At 72.4% G+C, this 22,752-nt stretch carries 16 protein-coding genes; 2 read left to right on the top strand and 14 right to left on the bottom strand.

Annotated elements, in window-relative coordinates; genetic code table 11:
• Window positions 1-72: 72 nt before the first annotated feature.
• The 13 genes from ACIQNG_RS05540 to ACIQNG_RS05480 all read right to left on the bottom strand — a co-directional run bounded on the left by ACIQNG_RS05540 (window position 73) and on the right by ACIQNG_RS05480 (window position 18,206).
• Window positions 73-1,419, bottom strand: coding sequence for a VWA domain-containing protein (locus tag ACIQNG_RS05540; RefSeq protein WP_401482722.1), 1,347 nt, complete (start codon window positions 1,417-1,419; stop codon window positions 73-75).
• A 163-nt stretch (window positions 1,420-1,582) separates the two neighbouring features.
• Window positions 1,583-3,151 (bottom strand): protein phosphatase 2C domain-containing protein, encoded by a 1,569-nt coding sequence (locus ACIQNG_RS05535; RefSeq protein WP_401482721.1) that lies wholly within the window; start codon window positions 3,149-3,151, stop codon window positions 1,583-1,585.
• 3 nt (window positions 3,152-3,154) lie between these two features.
• Entirely contained in the window at window positions 3,155-5,887 is a 2,733-nt protein-coding gene (locus ACIQNG_RS05530; protein WP_401482720.1) for a tetratricopeptide repeat protein, read from the bottom strand.
• Window positions 5,888-5,897: 10 nt separating this feature from the next.
• Window positions 5,898-7,208, bottom strand: coding sequence for a hypothetical protein (locus tag ACIQNG_RS05525; protein ID WP_401430639.1), 1,311 nt, complete (start codon window positions 7,206-7,208; stop codon window positions 5,898-5,900).
• 293 nt (window positions 7,209-7,501) lie between these two features.
• Window positions 7,502-8,515: a glutamate ABC transporter substrate-binding protein gene (locus ACIQNG_RS05520; RefSeq protein ID WP_401482719.1), complete on the bottom strand. Its 1,014-nt coding sequence runs from the start codon at window positions 8,513-8,515 to the stop codon at window positions 7,502-7,504.
• 14 nt (window positions 8,516-8,529) lie between these two features.
• A complete protein-coding gene (locus ACIQNG_RS05515; RefSeq protein ID WP_401482718.1) occupies window positions 8,530-10,068 on the bottom strand; it encodes a hypothetical protein in 1,539 nt (512 codons plus the stop codon).
• Between the two features lie 220 nt (window positions 10,069-10,288).
• Complete coding sequence (locus tag ACIQNG_RS05510; protein ID WP_401482717.1) at window positions 10,289-11,263, bottom strand: N-acetylglucosamine kinase; 975 nt, start codon at window positions 11,261-11,263, stop codon at window positions 10,289-10,291.
• Window positions 11,254-12,519, bottom strand: coding sequence for a 6-phospho-beta-glucosidase (locus ACIQNG_RS05505; RefSeq protein ID WP_401430631.1), 1,266 nt, complete (start codon window positions 12,517-12,519; stop codon window positions 11,254-11,256). Before ACIQNG_RS05505 ends, ACIQNG_RS05510 begins: the two co-directional genes overlap by 10 nt.
• A gap of 6 nt (window positions 12,520-12,525) precedes the next feature.
• Window positions 12,526-13,479 (bottom strand): carbohydrate ABC transporter permease, encoded by a 954-nt coding sequence (locus tag ACIQNG_RS05500; protein WP_401482716.1) that lies wholly within the window; start codon window positions 13,477-13,479, stop codon window positions 12,526-12,528.
• Window positions 13,476-14,420 (bottom strand): carbohydrate ABC transporter permease, encoded by a 945-nt coding sequence (locus ACIQNG_RS05495; RefSeq protein ID WP_401482715.1) that lies wholly within the window; start codon window positions 14,418-14,420, stop codon window positions 13,476-13,478. Before ACIQNG_RS05495 ends, ACIQNG_RS05500 begins: the two co-directional genes overlap by 4 nt.
• Before the next feature lie 6 nt (window positions 14,421-14,426).
• Window positions 14,427-15,764, bottom strand: coding sequence for an ABC transporter substrate-binding protein (locus ACIQNG_RS05490; protein ID WP_401482714.1), 1,338 nt, complete (start codon window positions 15,762-15,764; stop codon window positions 14,427-14,429).
• A gap of 314 nt (window positions 15,765-16,078) precedes the next feature.
• On the bottom strand, window positions 16,079-17,296 hold the full coding sequence (locus tag ACIQNG_RS05485) for an ROK family protein (protein ID WP_401430623.1): 1,218 nt from the start codon (window positions 17,294-17,296) through the stop codon (window positions 16,079-16,081).
• Window positions 17,297-17,618: 322 nt separating this feature from the next.
• On the bottom strand, window positions 17,619-18,206 hold the full coding sequence (locus tag ACIQNG_RS05480) for a helix-turn-helix domain-containing protein (protein WP_401482713.1): 588 nt from the start codon (window positions 18,204-18,206) through the stop codon (window positions 17,619-17,621).
• A 248-nt stretch (window positions 18,207-18,454) separates the two neighbouring features.
• Here ACIQNG_RS05480 and ACIQNG_RS05475 point away from each other — a divergent pair, with 248 nt between their 5' ends.
• Window positions 18,455-20,047, top strand: a complete 1,593-nt coding sequence (locus tag ACIQNG_RS05475; protein WP_401482712.1) for an MFS transporter — start codon at window positions 18,455-18,457, stop codon at window positions 20,045-20,047.
• Between the two features lie 170 nt (window positions 20,048-20,217).
• Here the strand turns inward: ACIQNG_RS05475 and ACIQNG_RS05470 are convergent, their stop codons facing one another.
• Window positions 20,218-21,333 carry a mechanosensitive ion channel family protein gene (locus ACIQNG_RS05470; protein WP_401482711.1) on the bottom strand — a complete coding sequence of 372 codons (1,116 nt, stop codon included), beginning with the start codon at window positions 21,331-21,333 and terminating at the stop codon, window positions 20,218-20,220.
• A gap of 364 nt (window positions 21,334-21,697) precedes the next feature.
• Here ACIQNG_RS05470 and ACIQNG_RS05465 point away from each other — a divergent pair, with 364 nt between their 5' ends.
• The gene (locus ACIQNG_RS05465; RefSeq protein ID WP_401430613.1) at window positions 21,698-22,234 is read left to right on the top strand and encodes an HNH endonuclease; all 537 of its coding nucleotides are present in this window, start codon (window positions 21,698-21,700) and stop codon (window positions 22,232-22,234) included.
• Window positions 22,235-22,752: the final 518 nt, after the last annotated feature.

The following is a 22,752-nucleotide window of genomic DNA, read 5'->3' as shown; positions in this document are numbered from 1 at the left end:
GGGCCGGGCTCGCTGCGGTCCGGGACCCTGTCGGCCCGGCCCCGCACTGGCTACTTCCTGGCTGTCTGCTGACTACTTCTTCACGCGAACCGTCTTCGTGGACCGGGTTTCGAGAGTCATCTCGTCCGCGTCCGCGACCTTCGCCTTCAGTCGCACAGTACCCGCCGAGGCATCCACGACGTCCACCACCTTCGCAAGGAGTTTCGCCGTATCGGCGTTGCCGGAGGCGCTGGCGAGCTGAACCGCGCGGCCCAGTTTGGCCGTTGCCCCATCGACATCTCCCGATTTGCGCAATTCAAGCCCTTGTTGGATGACGTGCGCCAGTTCGGCCTGCCCGGTGTAGTGCGCGACCTGAGGGTTGATCGACGTGGACGCGACCATGTCGTCGGTCCACACGGCCCGTACGAGACCCTGCGCGCCGAGGTTGCGCACGGCACCGTCGGCCTCCGGGACGACCAGGGAGACGCGGGCGGCGAGCATCTCCTGACCCAGCCCGGCGGAGGGAACCTCCACGCAGACGTGGTAGTCACGGGACTCGTCGCCCCAGGAACCGGTGGGGTAGTCGCCCGCGCGCGGCCCCGACTCGGTGCGGCGCGCGGTGAGGTCCGTGACGGTCGGCGCGACCTGCTTCACGAACCTCACGGTGGTGCCCACCGGGGTCCACAGCCGGAGCGCGACATCGGCGACCTCCTTGCCCATCGCCGTCTCCATCATCTGTGTGAAGTCGGCGGAGAGCCCGGTCGGATCGGCGACGATGTCGGCGGTGCCGAGCAGCGCCGTGGCGATCCCTGTGACTTCTTTCACTTCCCAGTCGGTGCCCACGCCCCGCGCGTCACAGGTGAACCGTCCGGCACAGGAGTCCAGCGCGGCCCGGAGTTCCTCCGGCGACTCGTGCTCGTTGCGGCCGTCCGTCAGCAGGATGCCGTGCCGGATCTCGACGTCGGCGGCCGACAGCAGCCGGTCGGCCAGCCGCAGCCAGGTGCCGATCGCCGTGCCGCCGCCCGCACTGAGCCGGCGCAGCGCCTGCTTGGCCTGCTCGCGGGTGGCGGGGTCGGCGACCGCGAGCCGCCCGCCGCCCGGGTAGACCTCCGTGGCCACATGGGTGCCGCCGACCACCGCGAAGTGCACCCCGTCGCGCAGGGTGTCGATCGCGGCGGCCGTGGCGTCCCGCGCGCCGCGCATCTTGGCCGGCGGGTAGTCCATCGACCCCGAGCAGTCGACCATGATCGCGACGGCGGCGGACGGGCCCTCGCCCGGTGCGTAGAGGTGCGGTGCGGCGGCGGCGCTGCCGACGGTGCCGCCGCCGGTCGCCGTCACGGTGACGATCGCGCTGACCTCGCGCCCGCCCTCCGGCAGGAACTCGTTCTGGTACACGTCCACCGAGAACTGCGGCACGTGGGACTTCGAGAAATTGGCCATCCTTGCTCACATCCCCCCTTGGCCGCCCCGGAGCGGGGCGACGACGGTGAGCGGACCGGTCCCCTCCGGTCCGCGGGCGCTCATTCCGTACGTTCAGTACGCTCGCGGGGCCGCCGCGGCGGCCGGTCGAGACGGCGCGCTCTCCCGCCCGCGCGCCGGACTCTCACGCCGATCCTGCCCCCTGCGGCGGGACCGGGAACGGCAGGACGGCCACTGTTACGTTGTCGTGGCCCCCACCGTCCAGGGCATGGCCGACCAGCACCTGGGCACTGTGCAGCGGGCGCAGTGCCGCGTCGGCGGGCACGACCCGGGCCATCTCGTCGGCGGCCTCGGCGTAGTTCCACAGGCCGTCGGTGCAGACCACCACCACGCCCGGCCGGTCCGGCTTGAAGGACGCGGTGTGCGGCTCCAGTTCGTAGGCGTCGGCGCCGAGCCAGCCGGTGATCGCGTGGGCGCGTTCGTCGGCGTACGCCTCCGCCTCGTTCATCAGGCCCGCCGCGACCATCTGGGCGGCCCAGGAGTCGTCCTCGGTCAGCCGGGCGGGCGGTGAGGTGCGGTCGTCCGGCACCCAGTAGGCGCGGCTGTCGCCGACCCAGCCGACCACGAGCAGTCCGGCGGTGACGACGGCACCGACCAGGGTGCAGGCCGGGGCGTTCTGGTGCGGGGCCTGCTCACGGGCGGTCGCGGGCTCGTTGGCCAGCGAGTTGACCGCGCGGGAGGCCGCCACGATCGCGTCGTGCATCGCCTGCTGCGGATGCGCGCCGGTGGGCAGCGTCCCGAACAGCGTCTCGCTCGCCGCGCGGGAGGCGGCCAGCGAGGCGTCGTCCGGGCGGGTCGCCGAGGAGACGCCGTCGCAGACGATCGCGAGCGAGACGGCGGAACCGTCCGGCAGCGCGGTGTGCCCGACGGCGAACGCGTCCTCGTTGCGGTGGTGCCGCAGCCCCCGGTCGCTGACGGCCGCGATCGGCCCCGACTCCTGCTCCATGTGGTCGCGTTCACGCGGCTGGGCGTGCCCGCAGTTCTCGCAGTACCCGTCGTGGTCCACCCGCCCGGCCCGGCACGCCACACACACGGCGGGCGTGGCCGCCGCGGGCTGCTGCTGCTCCGCGATCCGGGGGTCGGGGGCCTGGAGCGGGTACTCGTCGGGCTCCCAGCCCGCCGAGGGCACGTCCTGCCCGCCGGGCGCCGGTGCCGCGGGGTGCCCGGCGGCACCGGAGCGGTGGTCGAAACGGACCTCCGCCGCGCGGGAGTCGGGCGACTGGGCCGGGACCGGCGGGACGCCCCCCGCGCCCGAACCGGCACCGGAACCGGCGCCCGCACCCGTGCCCGTGCCCGTTGAGCCTGCCGGACCCGCCGCACCCGATGGGCCCGCCGTGCTCGCCCGCGACGCCTGGGGGGGCACCCCGCCCGCGACCGCGCCGGGCGCGGCCCCCGGCACGGGGGAGCCGCCCGACAGCGGTGAGCCGCCCGAGTCCGTGCCCGGGAGGTCGGTCGGGAGGTGGGTGGAGCGGCTGCCGGCGGGGTCCGGGGCGGCGGGCTGGGGCCAGCCCGGGGCCGCGCCGGGCGCTCTCGGCGCACCGCCGTTCAGTGTCAGCGTCGGGTTCTCGTCCGGCCGGGCCGGCACGGCGGACAGGTCATAGCCGCACGCACCGCAGAAGCGGTCACCCGACTCAAGCGGCTCCGCGCAGCTCGGGCAATGCGACACAGCGGCCTGCTTCGGCATCTGCGACATCAACTACACCCACGTCCGGGGGCGGTAACGGTTGGCTCGTTCCACCAGGTCGATCCTTTCCTCGCCGCCCGGCGCCAGGCGGGCCAGCGTGCGGTACGCGCGCTCCAGTCCGAAGCGCAGGCCCCGCTCGTCCAGACCACTGCCGAGCAGCGTCCGTCCTCCGGCGGCAGGAGGGACGGAACCCTGGTCACCGGAGAGTATCCAGTCCAGGGCCGAGCCGAGCACCTCGGTCGCCAGCCGCTCGCGCCGGGTCGCGTCCAGACCGTACGCGTCGAGCGCGTCGACCTGCCCCGCGGCGGCGCTCAGATCCTCCAGGAACGGCACGTCGGAGGCGATCGCCGTACGGTGCCGCAGCCGGGCTCTGACGGCGGCCACCCGCGCGGCCGTGTAGTGGATGGACGCCTCCGGCACGGATTCGAGCGTGCGTACGGCACCCGCCCGGTCGCCCGCCGCGAGCTGGACCCGCGCCAGGCCGAACGCCGCGCTGACGAAACTCGGGTCGGTCGTCCACACCAACCGGTAGTACTCGGCGGCGTTGTCGAGCTGACCGAGCACCTCCGCGCACACCCCCAGCGCCAGCTTCGGGGCGGTCTCGCCGGGGAAGGCGTCGTAGATCGCGTCGAAGGAGAGCGCCGAGCCCTCGAAGTCACCGGTGGCCAGCGCGGCCACGCCCCGGTACCAGACCACCCGCCAGTCGTCCGGCCGCTCCCCTTCCAGCCGGCCGAGGGCCTCCAGCGCGGTGGCCGAGTCGCCGTGCTCCAACCAGGCCCGGATCTGGCGCAGCCGGGTCTCGATGGAGGGCGCGGGCGCCGCCGCGAGCGCGGTGACCAGCTCACCGGCCGCGGACGCCATCAGCCCCGCCAGGAAACCCGCGTTGGGATCGCCGGGGTCGACATGCGGCACGGGCAGCGCGATCGACGCGGCGGTGGTGTCCACGGCCCTGACGAGCCGGGGCGCGGCGACGGCCGCACCGCCCGGCCCGGCGGAACCACCGCTGAGGGCCCCGCCGCCGTGGTTCCGGTTCGCCACGCCCACGCCCACGACCACGGTCCCGGCGGCGGACGGGACCGCGCTGACGGTCCCGGCGGCGATCGGGACGGCAGACGCGGCGGGGCCCGCCGCTGCGGGCCCGAGCGCCGGGGCGGACGTCCCACCGGCCGCCGGAGCCGGCGCCCCGTTCGCCGCCCCCGGGCCCTCCACGCGGCCCGCCCGGGCCGCCCGGTCCGCGCGGCCCGGGACCGGACGGGCCCCCAGCCGGGACACCTCGCCCTCCAGCTCCGCGAACAACACCGCGTCCGTCACCCGCAGTTCGGGACCGAACAGGGTGGACAGGGCGGGACGGGCCCGGCCCGACTGGAGGGAGACCACCTCGCGCAGGACCCCCGTCAACTGCTCCGCCATCTCCTGGGCGGAGGCGAAACGGCGGGCCGGGTCCGGGTCGGTGGAGCGCACCAGCAGCCGGTAGAAGGACTCGTACCGGCGGAACACCTCGATGTTGTCCGGGTCGGGCAGCGAGTCCACGAACACACTCGTGTAGCCCTGGAAGTCGAAGGTGAGCACCGCGAGCGTACGGCCGACCGTGTACAGGTCGGACGCCACCGACGGGCCGGTCTCCGCCACCTCGGGAGCCTGGTAGCCGACCGTGCCGTAGATCGCGGACTCGTCGTCGTCCATCCGCCGGACCGCGCCCATGTCGATCAGCTTGAGCTGGTCCTCGGTCTGGATGGCGTTGTCGACCTTGAAGTCGCAGTACAGGAGATGACGGCTGTGGAGATGGCCGAGCGCCTCCAGCGCCTCGATGCCGTACGCGCACGCCTGCTCCACCGGCAGCGGATCGCGCCGCCCCTCGGGCGTACGGCGGTCGTTGGCGATCTCCTTGAGGGACTTGCCGCCGACGTACTCCATCACGATGTACCCGTCCAGCGAGCCCGTGCGCTGGTCCAGGTGCTCCACGAAGTTGTAGATCCGCACGATGTTGGAGTGCTCGATCTCGGCGAGGAAGCGCCGCTCGGAGATCGCGGCGGCCATCGCGTCCTGGTCCCCGGTGTCGAGCAGGCCCTTGAGCACCACCCACCGGTCGGAGACCGCGCGGTCCACGGCCAGATAGACCCAGCCCAGCCCGCCGTGGGCCAGACAGCCCATCACCTCGTACTGCCCGTGCACCACATCGCCGGTCTTCAGCTTCGGCACGAAGGAATACGGATGCCCGCACTTGGTGCAGAAGCCCTCCGTACGGCCCGGCCGTTCGCCGCGCGCGCGGCCCACCGGCGCCCCGCAGTCCGAGCGGGAGCAGAACCGCTTGCGCTCGGGCACCTCCGGGTTCTCCAGCACCATCGCGCGCGGGTCCGGCCGCGGGATCGGCGGCACCTGCACCAGCCCGGCGCCCAGCCGCCCCCGCGACACCGACCCGGTGCCGGAGCCCGAACTGCGCACCGACACCGAACGGCTCGTGGACCGCCCCGACAGCGAGCGCGAGAGCCGGCCCGACACCGACCGGCGCGACCTCGCCGACTGCGACGACTGCGACGACGTACGGGAACTCGCGCGCGAGCTGCCGGTACCGGTCGAGCCGCGGCCACCGCCGGTGATCCCGGTGGGCGGCGAGGCGACCATGCCGGTCGGCGACACGACCGGCGCCAGCCCGCACGTGTCGCAGTACAACTCGCCGCCGCCCACGTCCTCGTAGGTCCCGCCGCAGCCCGGCCGCTGGCAGGTCGTCCCCTGTCCGACACTCATGACGCTCCCCCTACCCCCTACGGTCCTCGGACACCTGCGGTCCACCACCGAGCACTTCGGCCGCCGCCCACTGATAGCGCAGCACCGCCTGTTCCGCCACCCGCAGATCGCACGGCGCGCTCCACAGCATGCGGCGGGCCGCGTCGTACCGCTCCACCAGCAGCGGATCTTCCGCCAGCCCGTGCCGGGTCACCTTCGCCCGGTACGCGTCCAGCCGGCCCCGCAGCTCCGCGCGCACCGCCAGCGGCGCGGTCACCGCGGTCAGCGACTCCCGGGCGCGCAGCAGTTCGTCCTCGGCCTTCTCCTCCAGCGACTCCAGCAGCGGCGACAACCGGTGCCAGCGGCCCTGCCGACGGTACTCGGCCGCCGTTGCGAGCTGCTCCTGGAGCACCGTCGGCGGGCCGCTCACCACCGGCACCTCCGTCGCCGCGATCTTCGCCAGCACCTCACCGCGCGCGGTGCGTGCCTCGGCGAGGGTGCGGTCCGCGCGGCTGAGCACGTCCCGCAGCCGGATCAGCCGCTGCTCGGCGTCCTGCCGCACCCCGAGCACCGCGTCGATCTCACGGCGCACCTCGTCCAGGGCGCGCGCCTCACGGTCGTAGACCGCGGTGTCCGGCCGGCCGCCGCCGGGCGCCGAACTGCCCTCCGCCGCCTGCCAGAACGCCAGCGGGTCGGACACCACCTGTTCGCGCAGCGAGGTCAGGGTGCGGGTGATGCGCTCCAGGTCGTCGCCGGCCGGATGCTCGCCGGGGCGTACGCCCACGGAGTGCGCCAGCTTGCGGGTGCGCTGGAGTTCGGCGGCCAGCAGATCGATACGGGCGGGCAGCGCCGACCAGACCGCGTCCGCCGCGACCACCATGTCCAGCGAGCGCGCGTACAGCTCGTTCATCCGGTCCACCAGCGCCGCCAGGGTGAAGCTGTGGCTGAGCCGGCCCGTGCCGTGCAGGGTGAGCGCGTGGGCGGTCGCCGTCGCCGCGCCGCCCGCGACCGTGACGGACTCGCCGCGCAGCAGTTCGGTCAGGTCGGTGAGGTCCTCACGCGAGGACCAGCGGCGCCGGGAGCGGATCTCGCGCGCGGTGCGCAGGGCGGCGGTGTACGCGTCGAAGTACGTCCACAGCAGCGTGATCGACGCCTCCGCCGACTGCCAGCGCTCCTTGGTGACGCCGGTGAGCTGGGCGCCTTCCAGGAGTCTGCGCCCGGCGTGGTCCTGGAGGGCGAGCAGGGACGTCTCGATCGCCTCGTGCTCCGCGCCGAGCCGCGCCAGCGCACGGTCCACCTCGTCCCGGTCCATCACCGGCCCGGTGGCTCCCGTGCCGCCCATCGATCACCCCTCGCTGCTGTCGCTCCACCACGGCCTCAGCCGCCGTCTGCCCACCAGGTCCCGCTCCCCGCCACCGCCCGCCGTACACCACCCGACCCACCGAGCGCGGCCTACCGCGTATCGCTTGCGTGTGGCCTACCGCTCCTCGCCCGCCGCCAGCTCCGCCGAGCCCTGCCTCCACCCGCCGACCGCCTCCACCGACCGCCTCCCGCGACCGCTTCCGCAGGAAACCCCGCAGGAAACCCCGCAGGGGACCCCGTAGGAAACCCCGTCACCGAGCGGGACGGACCCGGTCATCGGTACTTCGGGTCGGGTGGGGTCGCGGACTCCGAGTTCGCGCCCATCGTCGGCGACAGCCACCGGTCGTAGGAGTCCTTCCAGCCGCCGTCCTGGCGGTACTCCTCCAGTATTCGGTTGACGCGGCGCACCAGGTCGTCGGCGTCCTTCTTCATCGCCACGCCGTAGTACTCGGTGGTGAACCGGCGGCCCTTGAGCGCCACCGTCGGATCCTGCGCGGCCTGGCTCGCGGCGAGCGCGCCGTCGGTGACCACCGCGTCGACCTCGCCGAGTTGCAGCCGGACCAGGCAGTCCAGCTGGTTGGGGACGGTCGTGGAGATGTCCGCGCCCTCGGCCAGTTCGCCCGCCTTCCGGTCCGCCTCCAGGGTCTCGTACGCCGTCGAACCGGCCGCCGAGCAGATCCGCTGCCCCTTGAGGGACTCGTCGTAGCCCTCGACCGGGGAGGTCTTCGGCGCCAGCACCTGCTGGCCGGTCAGGAAGTACGGGGCGGAGAAGGAGACGTCCTCCAGGCGCGTGCAGCTGATCGTCATCGTGCGGACGACCATGTCCACCCGGCCGCTCTCGATCGCCTCGATGCGCTGGTTGGTCGGGATCGCCTTGAAGCGGATCTTGTCCGGGGCGCCGAGCAGCTCCTGCGCTATCCGGCGCGCGAGGTCGATGTCAAAGCCCTCCAGCTCGACCGTCTCCTCCTGGCTGTTGGGGTCGCGGTAGCCCCAGCCGAGGCTGTTCTGGTCGACACCGACCAGCAGATGCCCGCGGTCCTTGATGGCCTGCACCGAGGCCCCGTCGGCGGTGTCCGGGGAGAGGCTCTGATCCTGCGGATTCTCGCACTCCTCGGCCCTCACCCGGGAGGCGTCGGCGACACCGGAGCCGCCGAGACCGGCACGGTCGTCGTGCGACCCGGCCAGCGGCAGGAGCAGCGTGAGCAGCGCGGCCAGGGCGCAGACGACCGCCATGGCGGCCACGCCGCCCCAGCCCCTCAGACTGGACCGCACCCGACGTGCCCGCATCGTCACGCCCCCTTTCACCGGTACTCCGAAAGCCTGCGGCCGATGCCCACGACCGCGCCCGCCGCGCCCAGCACGGCCAGTACCGCCGCGCCCGCCGTGAGCCCGGTCATCGCGCCCAGACCGGCCTCGGCCGCCTGCTTGAACTCCTCCTGCTCGTGCTTGAGCGCCGTCTCCAGACTGCTGTCGACGGCGTCGAAGCACTCGCCGGTCGCCTGGTCGTCCTTGTCGGTGCCGATGGTCCGGTCCAGCGCGGTCTGGTAGTCGCCCGCCTCGTCGGCGGCCCGCGCCTCGCCGTGGCGGTCCTGCCACTCCTTCATATTGCTCGCGGCGTCCGCCACCGGAACCTCGCCCTGTCCGTCGGCCAGTCTCCCGGCGGCCTCCAGAGCGGTGGCGAGGTCCCGCATCGACTCCTTGAACGCGACGTCGAACTTGTCCTCGAACTCGCCCGGACGGACCTCCACGGTCTCCGCGCCGCGGTTGACCAGGGTGAGGTTCTCGTCGCCGCGGGCCTTCAGCGAGGCGATGCGCGCGTCCGTGAGCACATTCAGCGAGCGGACGCCGTCCTCGTAGGACTCGTCCAGGTTGGCGCGGGCCACGCTGTGCCCGGCGAGCAGCCACAGCAGCACCACCGCGGTGGCCGCCGACGCCGCGACCATGCCGTGGTTGAGGACCCGGTTGGTGCGCCGGTAGGTGCGGTGCTGGGCCCAGCCGAGGGCGCCGAGGGCGAGCACGCCGAGCGCGATGGCGGCCCACGGGTAGGGCGTCGCGTCGTCGTAGTCGGCGGCCAGCCTGCGGTTCTCCGTCGAGTACAGCGCCTCGGCCGCCGGGAGCATCTCGGTCTGCATCGTGTCGTTGGCGTACCGCAGGTAGGCGCCGCCCAGCGGGTAGCCCTGGCGGTTGTTGGCGCGGGCCCGCTCGATGAGGCCCTTGTACTCCGGCAGCAGCCGGCTCAGTTCGGCGATGGTCTGCGCCGAGTCGGAGCCGGCCTCGGAGCTGTTGGCCGCGCGCACCAGGCCCTCGGCGGCCTTGCGGATGCCCTGTTCGTACCGCTCGCGGGACTCCTTCGTCTCCTGACCGCCCGCCAGGAAGCCGCTGGAGGCGGCCGTGTTGGCGTCGGCCAGCGAGCGGTAGACGTCGGCGGCGGCGGAACTGAGGGGCTGGCTGGTGTGGAGCACGTCGTCGGCGGCGGTCGCGCGTCCGTCGGTCTGCCAGGCGGTGACCCCGCCGAACGCGATGACGACGAGGGCGAGCATCGCGCCGATGAGGCGCAGCCGCCCGGGCTCGGTCGTGGCCGCCGCGCGCACCCGGTCCACGCCCTCGGCGAAGGCCGTGCGGCGGGGTACGACGGGCGACGGGGGCGGCGCCTGCGCCGGTGCGGCGGCCGGAGCGCCGGACGGGGCGCCGGACGGGGCGACCGGGCCCGGCTGGGACGGCAGGACCTGCCCGGTCCGGGGCCCGGCCCCGGGCACGGCGGGCGTGCCGGGACCCCCGGCCGCGCCCGGTGGCACCGTGCTGCTGCTGGGCGGTTGTGTCACTGCCTCGACCTCCCCCATGGCCCTCCGTCGCCGCAAGTATCCCTGCCGGGGCCGACCTTCGCATCGGGCTTGCATGGATCTTGATTCCCGCAGCGCTCCCTTTCCATGAATACGCCGGTGGGATCGGTTCGGTTCCCACACGTCCGGACCACATGGAACCGCCCCCCGCGCGGACGGAGCGTCCGAGCGGGGGGCGGGGCGCGAAGGGGGCTCCCGGGGCGCCGAACGGCCCGGTGCGCTACGGCCGGGTGAAGTGCTCGCGGAGCCGTTCCCGGGCCGCCGCCCCCGCCCCTGCCTCGTCGAGGCCCAGCAGCGCCGCGCCCAGTACCGGACTGGCCGTCACCACCCGGGGCACGGCCTTCGGGGCGCGCTCGGCCAGCAGGTCCCGTACGCCCGTGTCGAGTTGTTCGTGCCGGGCGGCGAGGATGCTGCCGCCGAGGACCACCGGGGTCTCCTCCTCCAGGAGGCCGAGGCGGGTCATGGCGACCGTGGCCATCGTGGCGATCTCCTCGGCGAGCCGGTCGATCAGCCGGCGGGCGACGGGATCGCCCTCGGCGGCCGTGCGGAAGAGGACGGGGGCGAGTTCGTAGCGGCGCTGCTGGGCGATGTGTTCAAAGTGGAGCGCCTCTATGAGGGCCTGCATGGAGGGCAGTCCGAAGTACTCCGGCAGGGCGCGGGCGAGCGCGGTGGGCCCGCCCCGGCCATCCTCGGCGCGGGCCGCGTGGTACAGCGCCTCCTCGGCCAGGCCCCAGCCGCCGCCCCAGTCGCCGGAGAGCCGGCCGATGGCGGGGAAGCGGGCGACCTGTCCGTCCGGGCGCATGCCGACGCAGTTGATGCCCGCGCCGCACACCACGGCGACCCCGAGCGGCTCGGTGACCCCGGAGCGCAGGATGGCGAAGGTGTCGTTGCGGACGTCGACCGTCCGGCCCCAGCCGCGCGCGTGGACGGCCGCCGCGAGCTGTTCCTCCTCCACCGGGAAGTCGGCGTTGGCCAGACACGCCGAGACATGGGCGACCGAGTCGACCCCGGCCGCGGCGAAGGCCCGTCCCACCACCTCGGCCAGGACGTCCGTCGCCGCGTCCACCCCGACCGCGGGGGGCCGGAAGCCGCCGCCGCGGGCCCGGGCGAGGAGTTCGCCGTCACCCGCCACGACCGCGACGTCGGTCTTGCTGTTCCCCGCGTCGACGGCGAGGACCGCTGCGCTCATGCCCACGCGAGGTGCTCCCGGTTGTGCGCGATCAGCGAGTCGGTGAGCTGCTCGGCGTACCGGTACTGGCCGATCAGCGGATGGGCCAGCAGGGCCCGGAAGACCCGTTCCCGGCCGCCGTGCAGGGCCGCGGTCAGCGCCAGGTCCTCATAGGCGGTGACGTTCGCCATCAGCCCGGCGTACAGCGGGTCCACGGCGGTCACCGGCAGCGGGGCGGGACCCTTGGGGCCCACGGCCGCCTGGACCTCGATCACCGCGTCGTCCGGCAGGAACGGCAGCGTCCCGCCGTTGCGGGCGTTGACGACCTGGTACGGGCTGCCGCCGGCGCCGAGCAGCGCCGCCGCCAGGTCCACCGCGGCCTCCGAGTAGTAGGCCCCGCCGCGCTTGGCGAGCAGCGCGGGCTTCTCGTCCAGGGCCGGATCGGCGTACATCTTCAGCAGGTTCCGTTCCATCTCCGCGACCTCGGCGGCGCGCGAGGGCTTGGTGCGCAGTTCCTCGACCACCTCGTCGTGGGCGTAGAAGTAGCGCAGGTAGTACGACGGGATCACGCCGAGCCGGTCCACCAGGGGGTGCGGGAGCCGCAGATCGGCGGCGATGGACTCGCCGTGGGCGGCCAGCAGCGACGGCAGCACGTCCTCGCCCGCGGGGCCGCCGAGCCGTACCCCGGTCTCCCAGGTGAGGTGGTTGAGGCCCACGTGGTCGAGGTGGACCTCCGACGGGGCGACGCCCAGCAGTCCGGCGAACCGGCGCTGGAAGCTGATCGCCACATTGCACAGCCCGATCGCCTTGTGCCCGGCCTGGAGCAGGGCGCGGGTGACGATGCCGACCGGATTGGTGAAGTCGATGATCCAGGCGTCCGGGTTGGTACGGCGGACCCGTTCGGCGATGTCGAGGACCACGGGGACCGTGCGCAGCGCCTTGGCGAGGCCGCCCGCGCCGGTGGTCTCCTGGCCGACGCAGCCGCACTCCAGCGGCCAGGTCTCGTCCTGCTCGCGGGCGGCCTGGCCGCCGACGCGCAGTTGCAGCAGGACGGCGTCGGCGCCGTCGACGCCCGCGTCCAGGTCGAAGGTGGTCACGATGCGCCCGCCGTGCCCCTGCTTGGCGAAGATCCGCCGGGCCAGCCCGCCCACCAGTTCCAGCCGTTCCGGGGCCGGGTCCACCAGGACCAGCTCCTCGATCGGCAGGGTGTCGCGCAAGCGCGCGAACCCGTCGATCAGCTCGGGTGTGTAGGTCGACCCTCCGCCGACCACGGTGAGTTTCATCGCGTGCTAACCCTTCACTCCGGTGAGTGTGACGCCTTCGACGAACGCCTTCTGTGCGAAGAAGAACACGAGGATCACAGGGGCCATGACCAGCACGGTCGCGGCCATGGTGAGATTCCAGTCGGTGTGGTGCGCGCCCTTGAAGGACTCCAGGCCGTAACTCAGGGTCCAGGCACCCGGGTTCTCGGAGGCGTAGATCTGCGGTCCGAAGTAGTCGTTCCAGGCGTAGAAGAACTGGAACAGGGCGACGGCCGCGATGCCCGGCTTGGCCATCGGCAGCACGACCTTGATCAGGGTGCGCAGTTCGCCGCAGCCGTCGACGCGCGCGGCGTCGAGGTATTCGTCGGGGATGGTGAGGAGGAACTGGCGCAACAGGAAGATGGAGAACGCGTCGCCGAACGCCATCGGGATGATCAGCGGCCACAAGGTGCCGGTGAGGTCCATCTGCTTGGCCCAGAACAGGTACATCGGGATGATGACGACCTGCGGCGGCAGCATCATCATCGAGATCACCATCAGCAGGGAGAGATGGCGGCCCCGGAAGCGGAACTTGGCGAGCGCGTACGCCACCGGGATGGACGACACGACCGTCAGGAGCGTGCCCAGTCCGGCGTAGAGCAGGGTGTTGCGCCACCAGGTCAGGAAGCCGGGGGCGTCCAGGACCTTGGTGTAGTTGTCCCACTGCCAGGTGGTGGGGATCAGGTCGCGGGTGAGGGTCTGCTGGTCGTCCATCAGCGAGGTGAGCACCACGAAGACGAACGGCAGGACGAAGAAGAGCGCGGCGGCCACCCCGAGGGAGTGCACCGCGATCCACTCCAGGAGGGCCCGGCGGCGGGCGGCGCGGTGGGCGGGGGTGGGGCCGGGCGTGTCGTGGGTCGTCACGGATCGTGCGGGCTGGTCGGGCTGTTCGGGTCGGTCCGGCCGGTCCGGTCGGCCGGCTCTTTTCACGGTCCGGGTCATCGTTCACCTGCCGAGATCAGTCCGCCCCTGCGGCGCATCAGCAGTGCGGTGAACGCCATGGACAGGGCGAACAGCACCAGTGCGACGACGCAGGCGGCGCCGTAGTCGAAGCGCTGGAAGCCGAGGTTGTAGACGAGCTGGGGGAGGGTCAGGGTGGACTTCTCCGGATAGCCCGGTTCGAAAGCCTGTCCCGAGCCGCCGATGATGCCGGAGGCGACTTTTCCGGCGACGAGCGGCTGGGTGTAGTACTGCATCGTCTGGATCACGCCGGTGACCACCGCGAACAGCACGATCGGCGAGATGTTGGGCAGGGTCACGAACCGGAACCGCTGCCAGGGCGACGCCCCGTCCAGCTCGGCCGCCTCGTACTGCTCCTTGGGCACGTCGAGCAGGGACGCCATGAAGATGACCATGAGGTCGCCGACGCCCCACACCGCGAGCATGGTGAGCGCGGGCTTGGACCAGTCGGCGTCGGTGAACCAGCCGGGCGCGGGCAGCCCCAGGTTCTCCAGCACGGTGTTGACCGGTCCGGTACCGGGGTTGAGCAGGAAGACGAAGGCCAGGGTCGCGGCCACCGGAGGGGCGAGATAGGGCAGGTAGAACAGGGTGCGGAAGACCCCGGCACCCGTCTTGATCTTGGTGATCAGCAGTCCGACGCCCAGTCCGAAGACCACCCGGCAGGCCACCATGACCAGGACCAGCCAGAAGGTGTTGCGCAGCGCCGGCCAGAACATCGGATAGTCCTGGAAGACATACGTCCAGTTGTCCAGGCCCCGGAACTCCGGGACGCCGAACCCGTCGTACTTCATGAAGGAGAAGTAGACGGTGGACACCAGCGGATAGGCGAAGAAGACGCTGAAGCCGATGATCCACGGTGACAGGAAGGCCGCCGTCCGAAGCGCCGAGTTCCGGCGCTTCGCGCGGAGCGTGTGCGTGGCCATCGACCGCTACTTCGCCTGCTCGATGTCGCGGTCGATCTGCCGGGCGGTCCGTTCCAGACCGGCCTGGAGATCCTTCTCCTTGCCCGACTCGAACTGGTAGCCGAAGTCCTGGAGGGTCTGCTGGTAGGTCGAGCCGTTGACCGAGGCCGGCGGGGTGTTCGACTGCGGGTGCTGGGCGATGTCCAGGAAGGTCTGGAACTCCGGGTCGTGCTTCAGGTCGGGCGACTTCAGCGCCTCCAGGGTGGAGGGGACGTTGCGGATCGCGTTGGAGAAGGCCACGACGGCGTCGGTGTCCGTCGTCATGTACTTCACCAGCTCCCAGGCCGCGTTCTGCTTCTCGCTCTGCGGGGCGATGCCCATGACCGTGCCGGACAGGAAGCCCTTGCCGTACTCGGCCACCTCGTCGTCCGCGACCGGCATCGGCGCGGTGCCGATCTCGAAGTCCACCCCGGCGTCCTTGGCCATGCCGAGCCGCCACTCGCCGTCGAGCTGCATCGCCACCTGGCCGGTGTGGAAGGGGTGCTTGGCGCCCCATTCGTCGCCGAAGGTGTTGCGGTACTTCTCCAGCTTCGAGAACCCGCCCAGTTCGTCCACCAGGCTCTTCTGGTACGTGAACATCTCCGCGAACGCCGGGTCCTTGGCGATGGTGGACTTGCCGTCGGCGTCGAAGTAGGTGTGGTCCCACTGGGACATGTAGTGGTCGACCACGGTCTCGTAGCCGTGGTAGTTCGGCATGAACCCGAGCTGCTCGTAGCTGTCGCCCTTGGACTTGGTCAGCTTCTTCGCCACCTCGGTCAGTTCCGACCAGGTCTTCGGCGGCGCCTCGATGCCCGCCTCCTCGAAGGCGTCCTTGTTGTAGTAGAGGCCGTACGCGTCACCCAGCAGCGGCAGCGCGCAGCGGGTGCCCTCGAACTGGGTGTACTCCAGCATCGGCTTCGGGATGATCGTGTCGAGGTCGAGCTTGTCCTTCTCGATGAAGGGCTTGAGGTCGAGGAAGGCGCCCGAGGAGCAGAACTTGCCGATGTTGGCCGTGGTGAAGGACGACACCACGTCCGGGCCCTTGGAACCGCCCGCGCGCAGGGCCTGGTTGAGCTTGTCGTCGTTGATGTTGCCGACGACCTTCACCTTGATGTTGGGGTGGGCCTTCTCGAAGCGGGCGATGTTGTCCTCGATCGCCTTGACCTCACCCGGGGCGCTCCAGCCGTGCCAGAAGGTGAGGGTGGTCTTGGCGTCGGGGTCGTCGGAGGCGCCGGATTCGGCCGACCCGGTACAGGCGGTGGCGAGCAGGGCGAGCGAGGCGGACGCGGCCAGGGCCGCTACGACTTTTCTTGATATGCCGGGCATGGCGGGGTCTCCTGGGGAAGGGGGTGGACGGGGAGCGCCCTCATGAGGGCGTGAGGTGCCGTACGACCCGCCAGGTGCGGGCCGCGGTGATCTTCGCGGGGCTGTGAGTACGGGGCCGTGAGTACGTGCGTACGGGGCCGGGGGGTACGGGGCCGGGAGTCTGGGTGAGGCGGGGGCTTCGGCGGTCCGGGGCTTCGGCGGGTCCGGGCTCTCGTCGGCCCGGGGTCTTGTCGGTCCGGGGTCCCGTCGGCCCGGGGTCTTGTCGGTCCCGGGGTTTCGTCGGTCCCGGGGTCTCGGAGGGTCCGTAGGGTCCGTCAGCGGAGCGAGAGGGTGTCGAAGACCTCGTCGCGGGTGGTCGCGAGCGAGCTTTCCAGGGCGCCGCGCAGGACGGGGTGTTCGGTCACGTCGCCCACCACCAGCCGGGGCCGGGGAGCGGCCAGCTCCTCCAGTTCGGCCTGGACGAGGGCGCGCAGCCGTTCTCCGCCGGCGGTGAGCGCGGAGCCGCTGAGGACGACGAGTTCGGGGTCGAGGACGGAGACGAGGGAGGCGAGACCGGTCGCGAGGCGGGTCGCGTAGGTCTCCAGGAGCAGCCGGTCGCGGGCGGTGTCCCGCTCCACGGCCTGCTCGACGAGCGCGGCGGCGACCTCGCAGTAGTCGCCGGAGGGAAGGTCGGTGAAGCCGAGTTCGGCGGCGAGCCTCGGGACGGCCTGGGAACCGGCCAGTTCCTGGAAGCCACCGCTGTTGGCCTTGGTGACATGGCGGACCAGCGGGGTTCCGGGGACCGGCAGGAAGCCGACCTCGCCCGCGCCGCCGGTCCAGCCGCGGTGCAGCCGGCCCCCTAGGACCAGGGCGGCGCCGAGGCCCTCCTGGTTCCACAGCAGGACGAAGTCGTCGTGGCCGCGGGCCGCGCCGAGCCGCTGTTCGGCGAGGGCGACGAGATTGACGTCGTTCTCGTACTCCACCGGCATCGGCAGGGCGACGGCCAGCTCTTCGAGGAGCGTGGGGGAGTGCCAGCCGGGCAGGTGGGAGGCGTAACGGAGGCGGCCGGTGCCGGGGTCGAAGGCGCCGGGGGTGCCGATGACCAGCCGGTGGATGTCGGCGCGGGTCAGTCCGGCGGCCTTCACGGCGCCGTCGAGGGCGTCGGTGACCTGGCGGACGACGGTCGTGGCGGGGCGTCTGCCGGGGGTGGGCAGGGCGTGCTCACCGACGGTACGGCCGGTGATGTCGGCGACCGCGGCGCGGATCCGGCCGGGTGTCACATCCAGCGCCGCGGCGTGGGCGGCGGTCGGATCGACGGCGTAGAGCTGGGCGTTCGGCCCGGGGCGGCCCTCGCTGGTGCCGGTGGCGCGCACCAGCCCCGCGGCCTCCAGCCGGGCCAGCAACTGGGAGGCGGTGGGTTTGGACAGCCCGGTGAGCTTGCCGACCCGGGTACGGGACAGCGGCCCGTGCTCCAGGAGCAGATCCAGCGCGGCCCGGTCGTTCATGGCCCGCAGGACCCGCGGGGTGCCCGGCGTACCGGCCGTTCCAGCCATGGGCTCGACACCTGCCTCTCGCATGATCGTCGGGTCAGCTTGGCAGCGACGTGGACGACACGTCCATCCCCGGTCGCCGGGGCGCGATGAGCCGTACGGGAAAGCACTGTTAGGAAACTTTCCTATCCGGCTCGGTTGACAGAACGTAATCCCGCTGCGAGGAACCCGTCAAGAGACAGCGCCCCCGAGGCAACGGAGTCGTTACCTACGGGGGCGGGGAGGCCGGGCGAGGGTCAGGGGCCGATGGGCGGCGCGGTGTCCGCCGCCGGTGCTGCCGACACGCGAAGGCGCCGCTGCCGGGGGTGTCGCACGGCTCGCGCCGTCACGCGGGAGGGCCTTGAGCGTCGCCGTCGTCGCGCTGGTGGCCGCGGCGGGCGTCGCGGTCGAAGAGGCCCAGGATCTCGCAGACCCCGCCCTCGGCGCCGATCGCGTGCGGCATCATCGTGGGGAACTCGGCGGCCTGGTTGGTCTCGATACGGAAGCGGCGCCGGCCGAGCAGGAGGATCGCGGTGCCGGACAGCACGACGAGCCACTCGCGCCCCGGGTGGGCGCGCATGCGGGCGGGGTTGTCGGGCGGGGGGTCGGTCAGGCGCTGGCGCACCACGCTCATGCCGGGGTCGGCCTTCAGGTTCCAGCGCAGCCGGCCGTGGGCGCCGTCGACCGTCGGGCTGGTGACGACGTCGTCGGTGGCGGTTTCCACGAGCTGATCCAGCGTGGTGTCCAGGGCGCGGGCGAGGGTGACCAGTTGATCCAGCGCGAGGCGGCGCGGGCCGTTCTCGATGCGGCTCAGCGAGGACTGGCTGAGGTGGGCGCGGGCGGCCAGTTCCTCCAGTGACAGGCCCTGTGCCACCCGCAGCGCACGGATGCGTTTGCGTACGAGGCTGTCCAGCTCTCCATTCTCTTGCGTCATGAGCAACATTGTATGCCTTGGATGCAATGCGGGGTTAGCGTCGTGTCCCAGCTGGCCCGCACCTCCCGGGGACCACGCACGACGAAACCAGGAGGGCAGGGCGGTGACCGCGACGACTTCTCCGTACGCGAACGCGAGCGACGCACTGCCCGGTGGGACCGTCGGCGCAGTGGTGACCGGCGGGGGCACGGCGGGGCCGACCGGCCCTGCCCGGCGTCGGCTCGGCATACCCATTTTGTGAGGAATCCATGAGCACACCCCAGCCCCCACACGCCGCGCCCGTCAGGGGCGAAGGCGGCCCGGACGCGCGTCAGCTGCGGACGGTCCTGATCGCCGTCTCCCTCGCGCTGATGTCGGTCATCGCCTCGGTGTCCGGGCTGAACGTCGCGCAGACCCACCTGGCCGTGGAGTTCGGGGCCTCGCAGAACACGGTCCTGTGGATCATCAACATCTACACCCTCGCCCTGGCCGCCCTGCTGCTGCCGCTCGGCGCCATCGGCGACCGCCTGGGCCGCAAGCCCATGCTCCTCGCCGGACTGGGCGTGTTCGGCGTCGCCACCGTCGTCTCGGCCCTGGCCCCCACGGCAGAGGTGATGATCGCCGCCCGCGTCGCCGGCGGTATCGGCGCCGCGATGATCATGCCGATCACTCTCGCCGTCATCACCTCCACCTTCCCCGCGGAACAACGCGGCAAGGCGATCGGCGTATGGACCGGCGTCGCCGGCGGTGGCGGCATCCTGGGCATGTTCCTCTCCGCCCTCCTCGTCGACGTCGCCTCCTGGCGCTGGCTGTTCGCTTTGCCGGTGGCCCTGATCCTCGCGGCCCTGGCCCTGACGGCGAAGGCGGTTCCCCACTCCCGCGAGACCTCGGCCCACCGCTTCGACACCGTCGGCGCGCTGCTCTCCACCCTCGCCGTGACCGGCCTCATCTTCGTCCTGCAAGAAGGCCCCGAACGCGGCTGGACCGCCCCCGTCACCCTGATCAGCCTCGCCGTCGGTCTGCTCGCCGTCCTCGGCTTCGTGGCCTGGGAGCTGCACCGCCGCGACAGCGCGCTGCTGGACGTGCGGCTGTTCCGCGAGCGCGGTCTGAGCGGCGGCTCGATCACGCTGCTGGTGGTCTTCGGTGTCCAGGCGGGCATCGGCGTGGTCCTCTTCCCGTTCTTCCAGGCCGTGCTCGGCTGGTCCGGGCTGCTGTCCACGGCCGCCATGATGCCCATGGCCGTCATGATGATGGTCACCTCCGGGCTGGCCCCCCGGCTCGCCGCGGGCATCGGCTCCCGTATCACCATGGCGGCAGGCATCGCGTTGGGCGGGCTCGGCCTCGGGCTCATGGCGCTGCTCGTCTCCGTCGAGGGCGGCTACTTGTCCGTCCTGCCCGGACTGCTCGCCATGGGCGTGGGCATGGGCCTGTCGATGACCCCGTCCACCACCGCCATCACCGCCTCCCTGCCACGCGCCGAGCAGGGTGTGGCCTCCGCCCTGAACGACGTCACCCGCGAGTTCGGCACCGCACTCGGAGTCGCTCTGCTCGGCGCGCTGCTGGCCAACGGCTACCGCGGCGCCATCGACAACCGGCTGCAAGGCATCCCCGAAGGAACCGCGGACACCGCCCGCGAAGGCGTTGCCAACGCGGTCGAAGCGGCCGGCACCGCAGGCCCGCACGCTCCGGACCTGCTCCACGCGGCCCAGCAGTCTTTCGTAGACGGCTGGCAGCAGTCCCTGTGGGCAGGCACCGCCGTCATGGGCGCCCTGCTCGTCCACATCGTCTTCCGCGGCCCCAAGAACACAGCACCCGCGGTCACCGACGAGGCGGAAGCCGCCGAGACCCTCGCCGCCCGCTGACCGCACAAGAGCCAGACACGCACCAGGCACACACCAGGCACACACCAGGCACGCACCAGGCACACGCCTGGCACACCGCTTCGTGTGCATCGCGTTCACCGGCGCACGATCGGCCGGCCGGATCCCGGCCCGGCTGATCATGCGCCGATTGCGCGATCCGACCGTGTCCCCTACTTGGTGATGTTCGGCGGCGGTATCGGTGAGGCCGCCGTGGACTGGGGGGATGTCGTGCTGGCGAAGGCGGAAGGGGCGGACATGCCGGCCGTCGGGTCGGGTTCGGGGCCCGAGTCCAGCTGGACGGGGAGACCGCCGACCAGGCGGATGCCCTCGGCGTCGAAGGCGCGCTTGATGCGCCAGCGCAGTTCGCGTTCCACGGCGAGGGACTTGCCGGGCATGGTCCTGGCGGTGACCCGGACGACCATGGAGTCCATCAGGACGCTGTCCAGGCCCAGCACCTCGACCGGCCCCCACAGCATCTCGTTCCAGGGCTCCTCCTTGCTCAGCTCCTCGCCGACCCGGGTGAGCACCGCCTTCACCTGGTCGAGGTCCTCGGAGGGGTGCACGGTGACATCGACGCCCGCCGTGGCCCAGCCCTGGGAGAGGTTGCCGACCCGCTTGACCTCGCCGTTGCGGACGTACCAGATCTCACCGTTGTCGCCGCGCAGTTTCGTCACCCGCAGTCCGACCTCGATCACCTCGCCCGAGGCCACCCCCGCGTCGATGGAGTCGCCGACGCCGTACTGGTCCTCCAGGATCATGAAGACACCGGAGAGGAAGTCGGTCACCAGATTGCGGGCGCCGAAGCCGATCGCCACGCCCGCGACACCGGCCGACGCCAGCAGCGGGGCCAGATTGATCTCGAACGTGGACAGGATCATCAGCCCGCCCGTGCCGAGGATCAGGAAGCTCGCCACCGACCGCAGCACCGAGCCGATCGCCTGCGAGCGCTGACGGCGCCGCTCCACATTGACCAGCAGCCCGCCGATCGCGGTGCCGTCCACCGCCTGCGCGGTGCGGTTCATCCGGTCTATCAGCTTGGTGATCGCCCGCCGCACCGCCACCCGCAGCACCACCGCGATCGCGATGATCAGCAGCACCCGCAGCCCGATCGCCAGCCAGGTCGACCAGTTCTGCTCCACCCAGCTCGCCGCGTTCGTCGCGCTCTCGTGCGCGTCCTTCAGTGAGGGCACGGCCGGTCCGGTCGTCTCCGACTCCGACGGTGAGGGCGACGGCGAGGACGCCGAGGCCGGCAGCACGGGGGCGAGCAGAACGGACAGGGACGACACAGCGGGTACCTCCTGGTGCGGTGGTCCGCGCGCCCCGTCTCTCCACGGTGGATGTCTTCGATTTCGCTGTCTTCGACTGCGAGCGGCTTCAAGGTCACGAAAAGGTCACCGAGGCGGCGGAGCCACCCACATTAGCCGGGCCCGGCGCGGGGATCGCCGTCACGGCCGGGGGAGAGACGGGCCTCACCCCGGTATGAACTGGTGGGACGGGCGGTCGCGGCCCCCGGGGACGGATCGGGGTGTGGTCGAAAACACTCCCAGCCCGTTACCAGGACATGGTGGCGCTTCCACCAGGCATGAGGGGAGACTGTTGACAGATCGTCCCGGCGCGAGCCACGCGTCGCCGGCGTACAAGGAGGCATCCGTGCCGCATGTCCTGGTCCTCAACGCGTCGTACGAGCCACTCGGCGTCGTACCGCTCCGCCGCGCGCTGGTGCTCGTACTGGAGAACAAGGCCGTATGCCTTGAAGAGTCCGGCGCGTTCCTGCACAGTGCCACCGTCACCGTCCCCGCACCCAGCGTGGTCCGGCTCAAGCGCTTCGTCCGGGTCCCCTACAGGGGGCCCGTTCCACTGACCCGCCGAGCGCTCTTCGCGCGTGACGGGGGGCGGTGCATGTACTGCGGTGGCGTCGCCACCAGCGTCGACCACGTCATCCCGCGCTCACGCGGGGGCAAACACGTCTGGGACAACGTGGTGGCCTCCTGCCGCCGCTGCAACCACGTCAAAGCCGACCGCCACCTCGGTGAGATCGGCTGGCGCCTGCGCCACAAACCCGCCCCGCCCACCGGCCTGGCCTGGCGCATCATCGGCACCGGGCACAGGGACCCGCGCTGGATGCCGTACTTGCAGCCGTACGGCGCGGACGACGCTCTGGCCCGGATCGACGGCATCTCCGCCTGACGACCCGGGCCTTCGCATTGCCCGACCCGCCCCGGCGACCCCGGCCCGTCCACTCCGGTCCCGCCGGGACCCTCCGGTCCCTCGATCCATGGCCGCCCATGGCGGTCCGTCCGGGTCCGCCCGGCCAGTGGGCCGCCGGTCGGCGCGCCCGGGAGGGCCTACGACGGCCCCGCCCGGGCGGTGGGCCCGGCACCGGGGGCTCGGGGGTTGCGACGGCCTGGGCCCCGCCCCGGGGTGGACCGGGGAGACCCCCGTCCGCCCCGGTCCACCCTGTCTCTCTGACCCTCTTCGGTACGTCCCGTGGTCCCGCCTGCCGGTGCGCAAGGGAGGGCCAACGCCGGTGTGCCCCGAGGGACCTTTGACGCCCGGCCCCCCGGGGAGACCCCCGCCCCCGGGTCCCCCGGCCGACGGCGGTCCGTCCCGCCCGGCACGGCCCGTGGGTCCGCCCGTTGGGCGCCCGGGAGGACTTCGACGTCGGGGCCGGGGCCCCGCGCCCCGGAGGGACTGCGCCCCTGACC

Source organism: Streptomyces sp. NPDC091377, from assembly GCF_044757045.1.
Lineage (GTDB): Bacteria > Actinomycetota > Actinomycetes > Streptomycetales > Streptomycetaceae > Streptomyces.
This window is presented reverse-complemented; position numbering and strand designations above follow the sequence as displayed.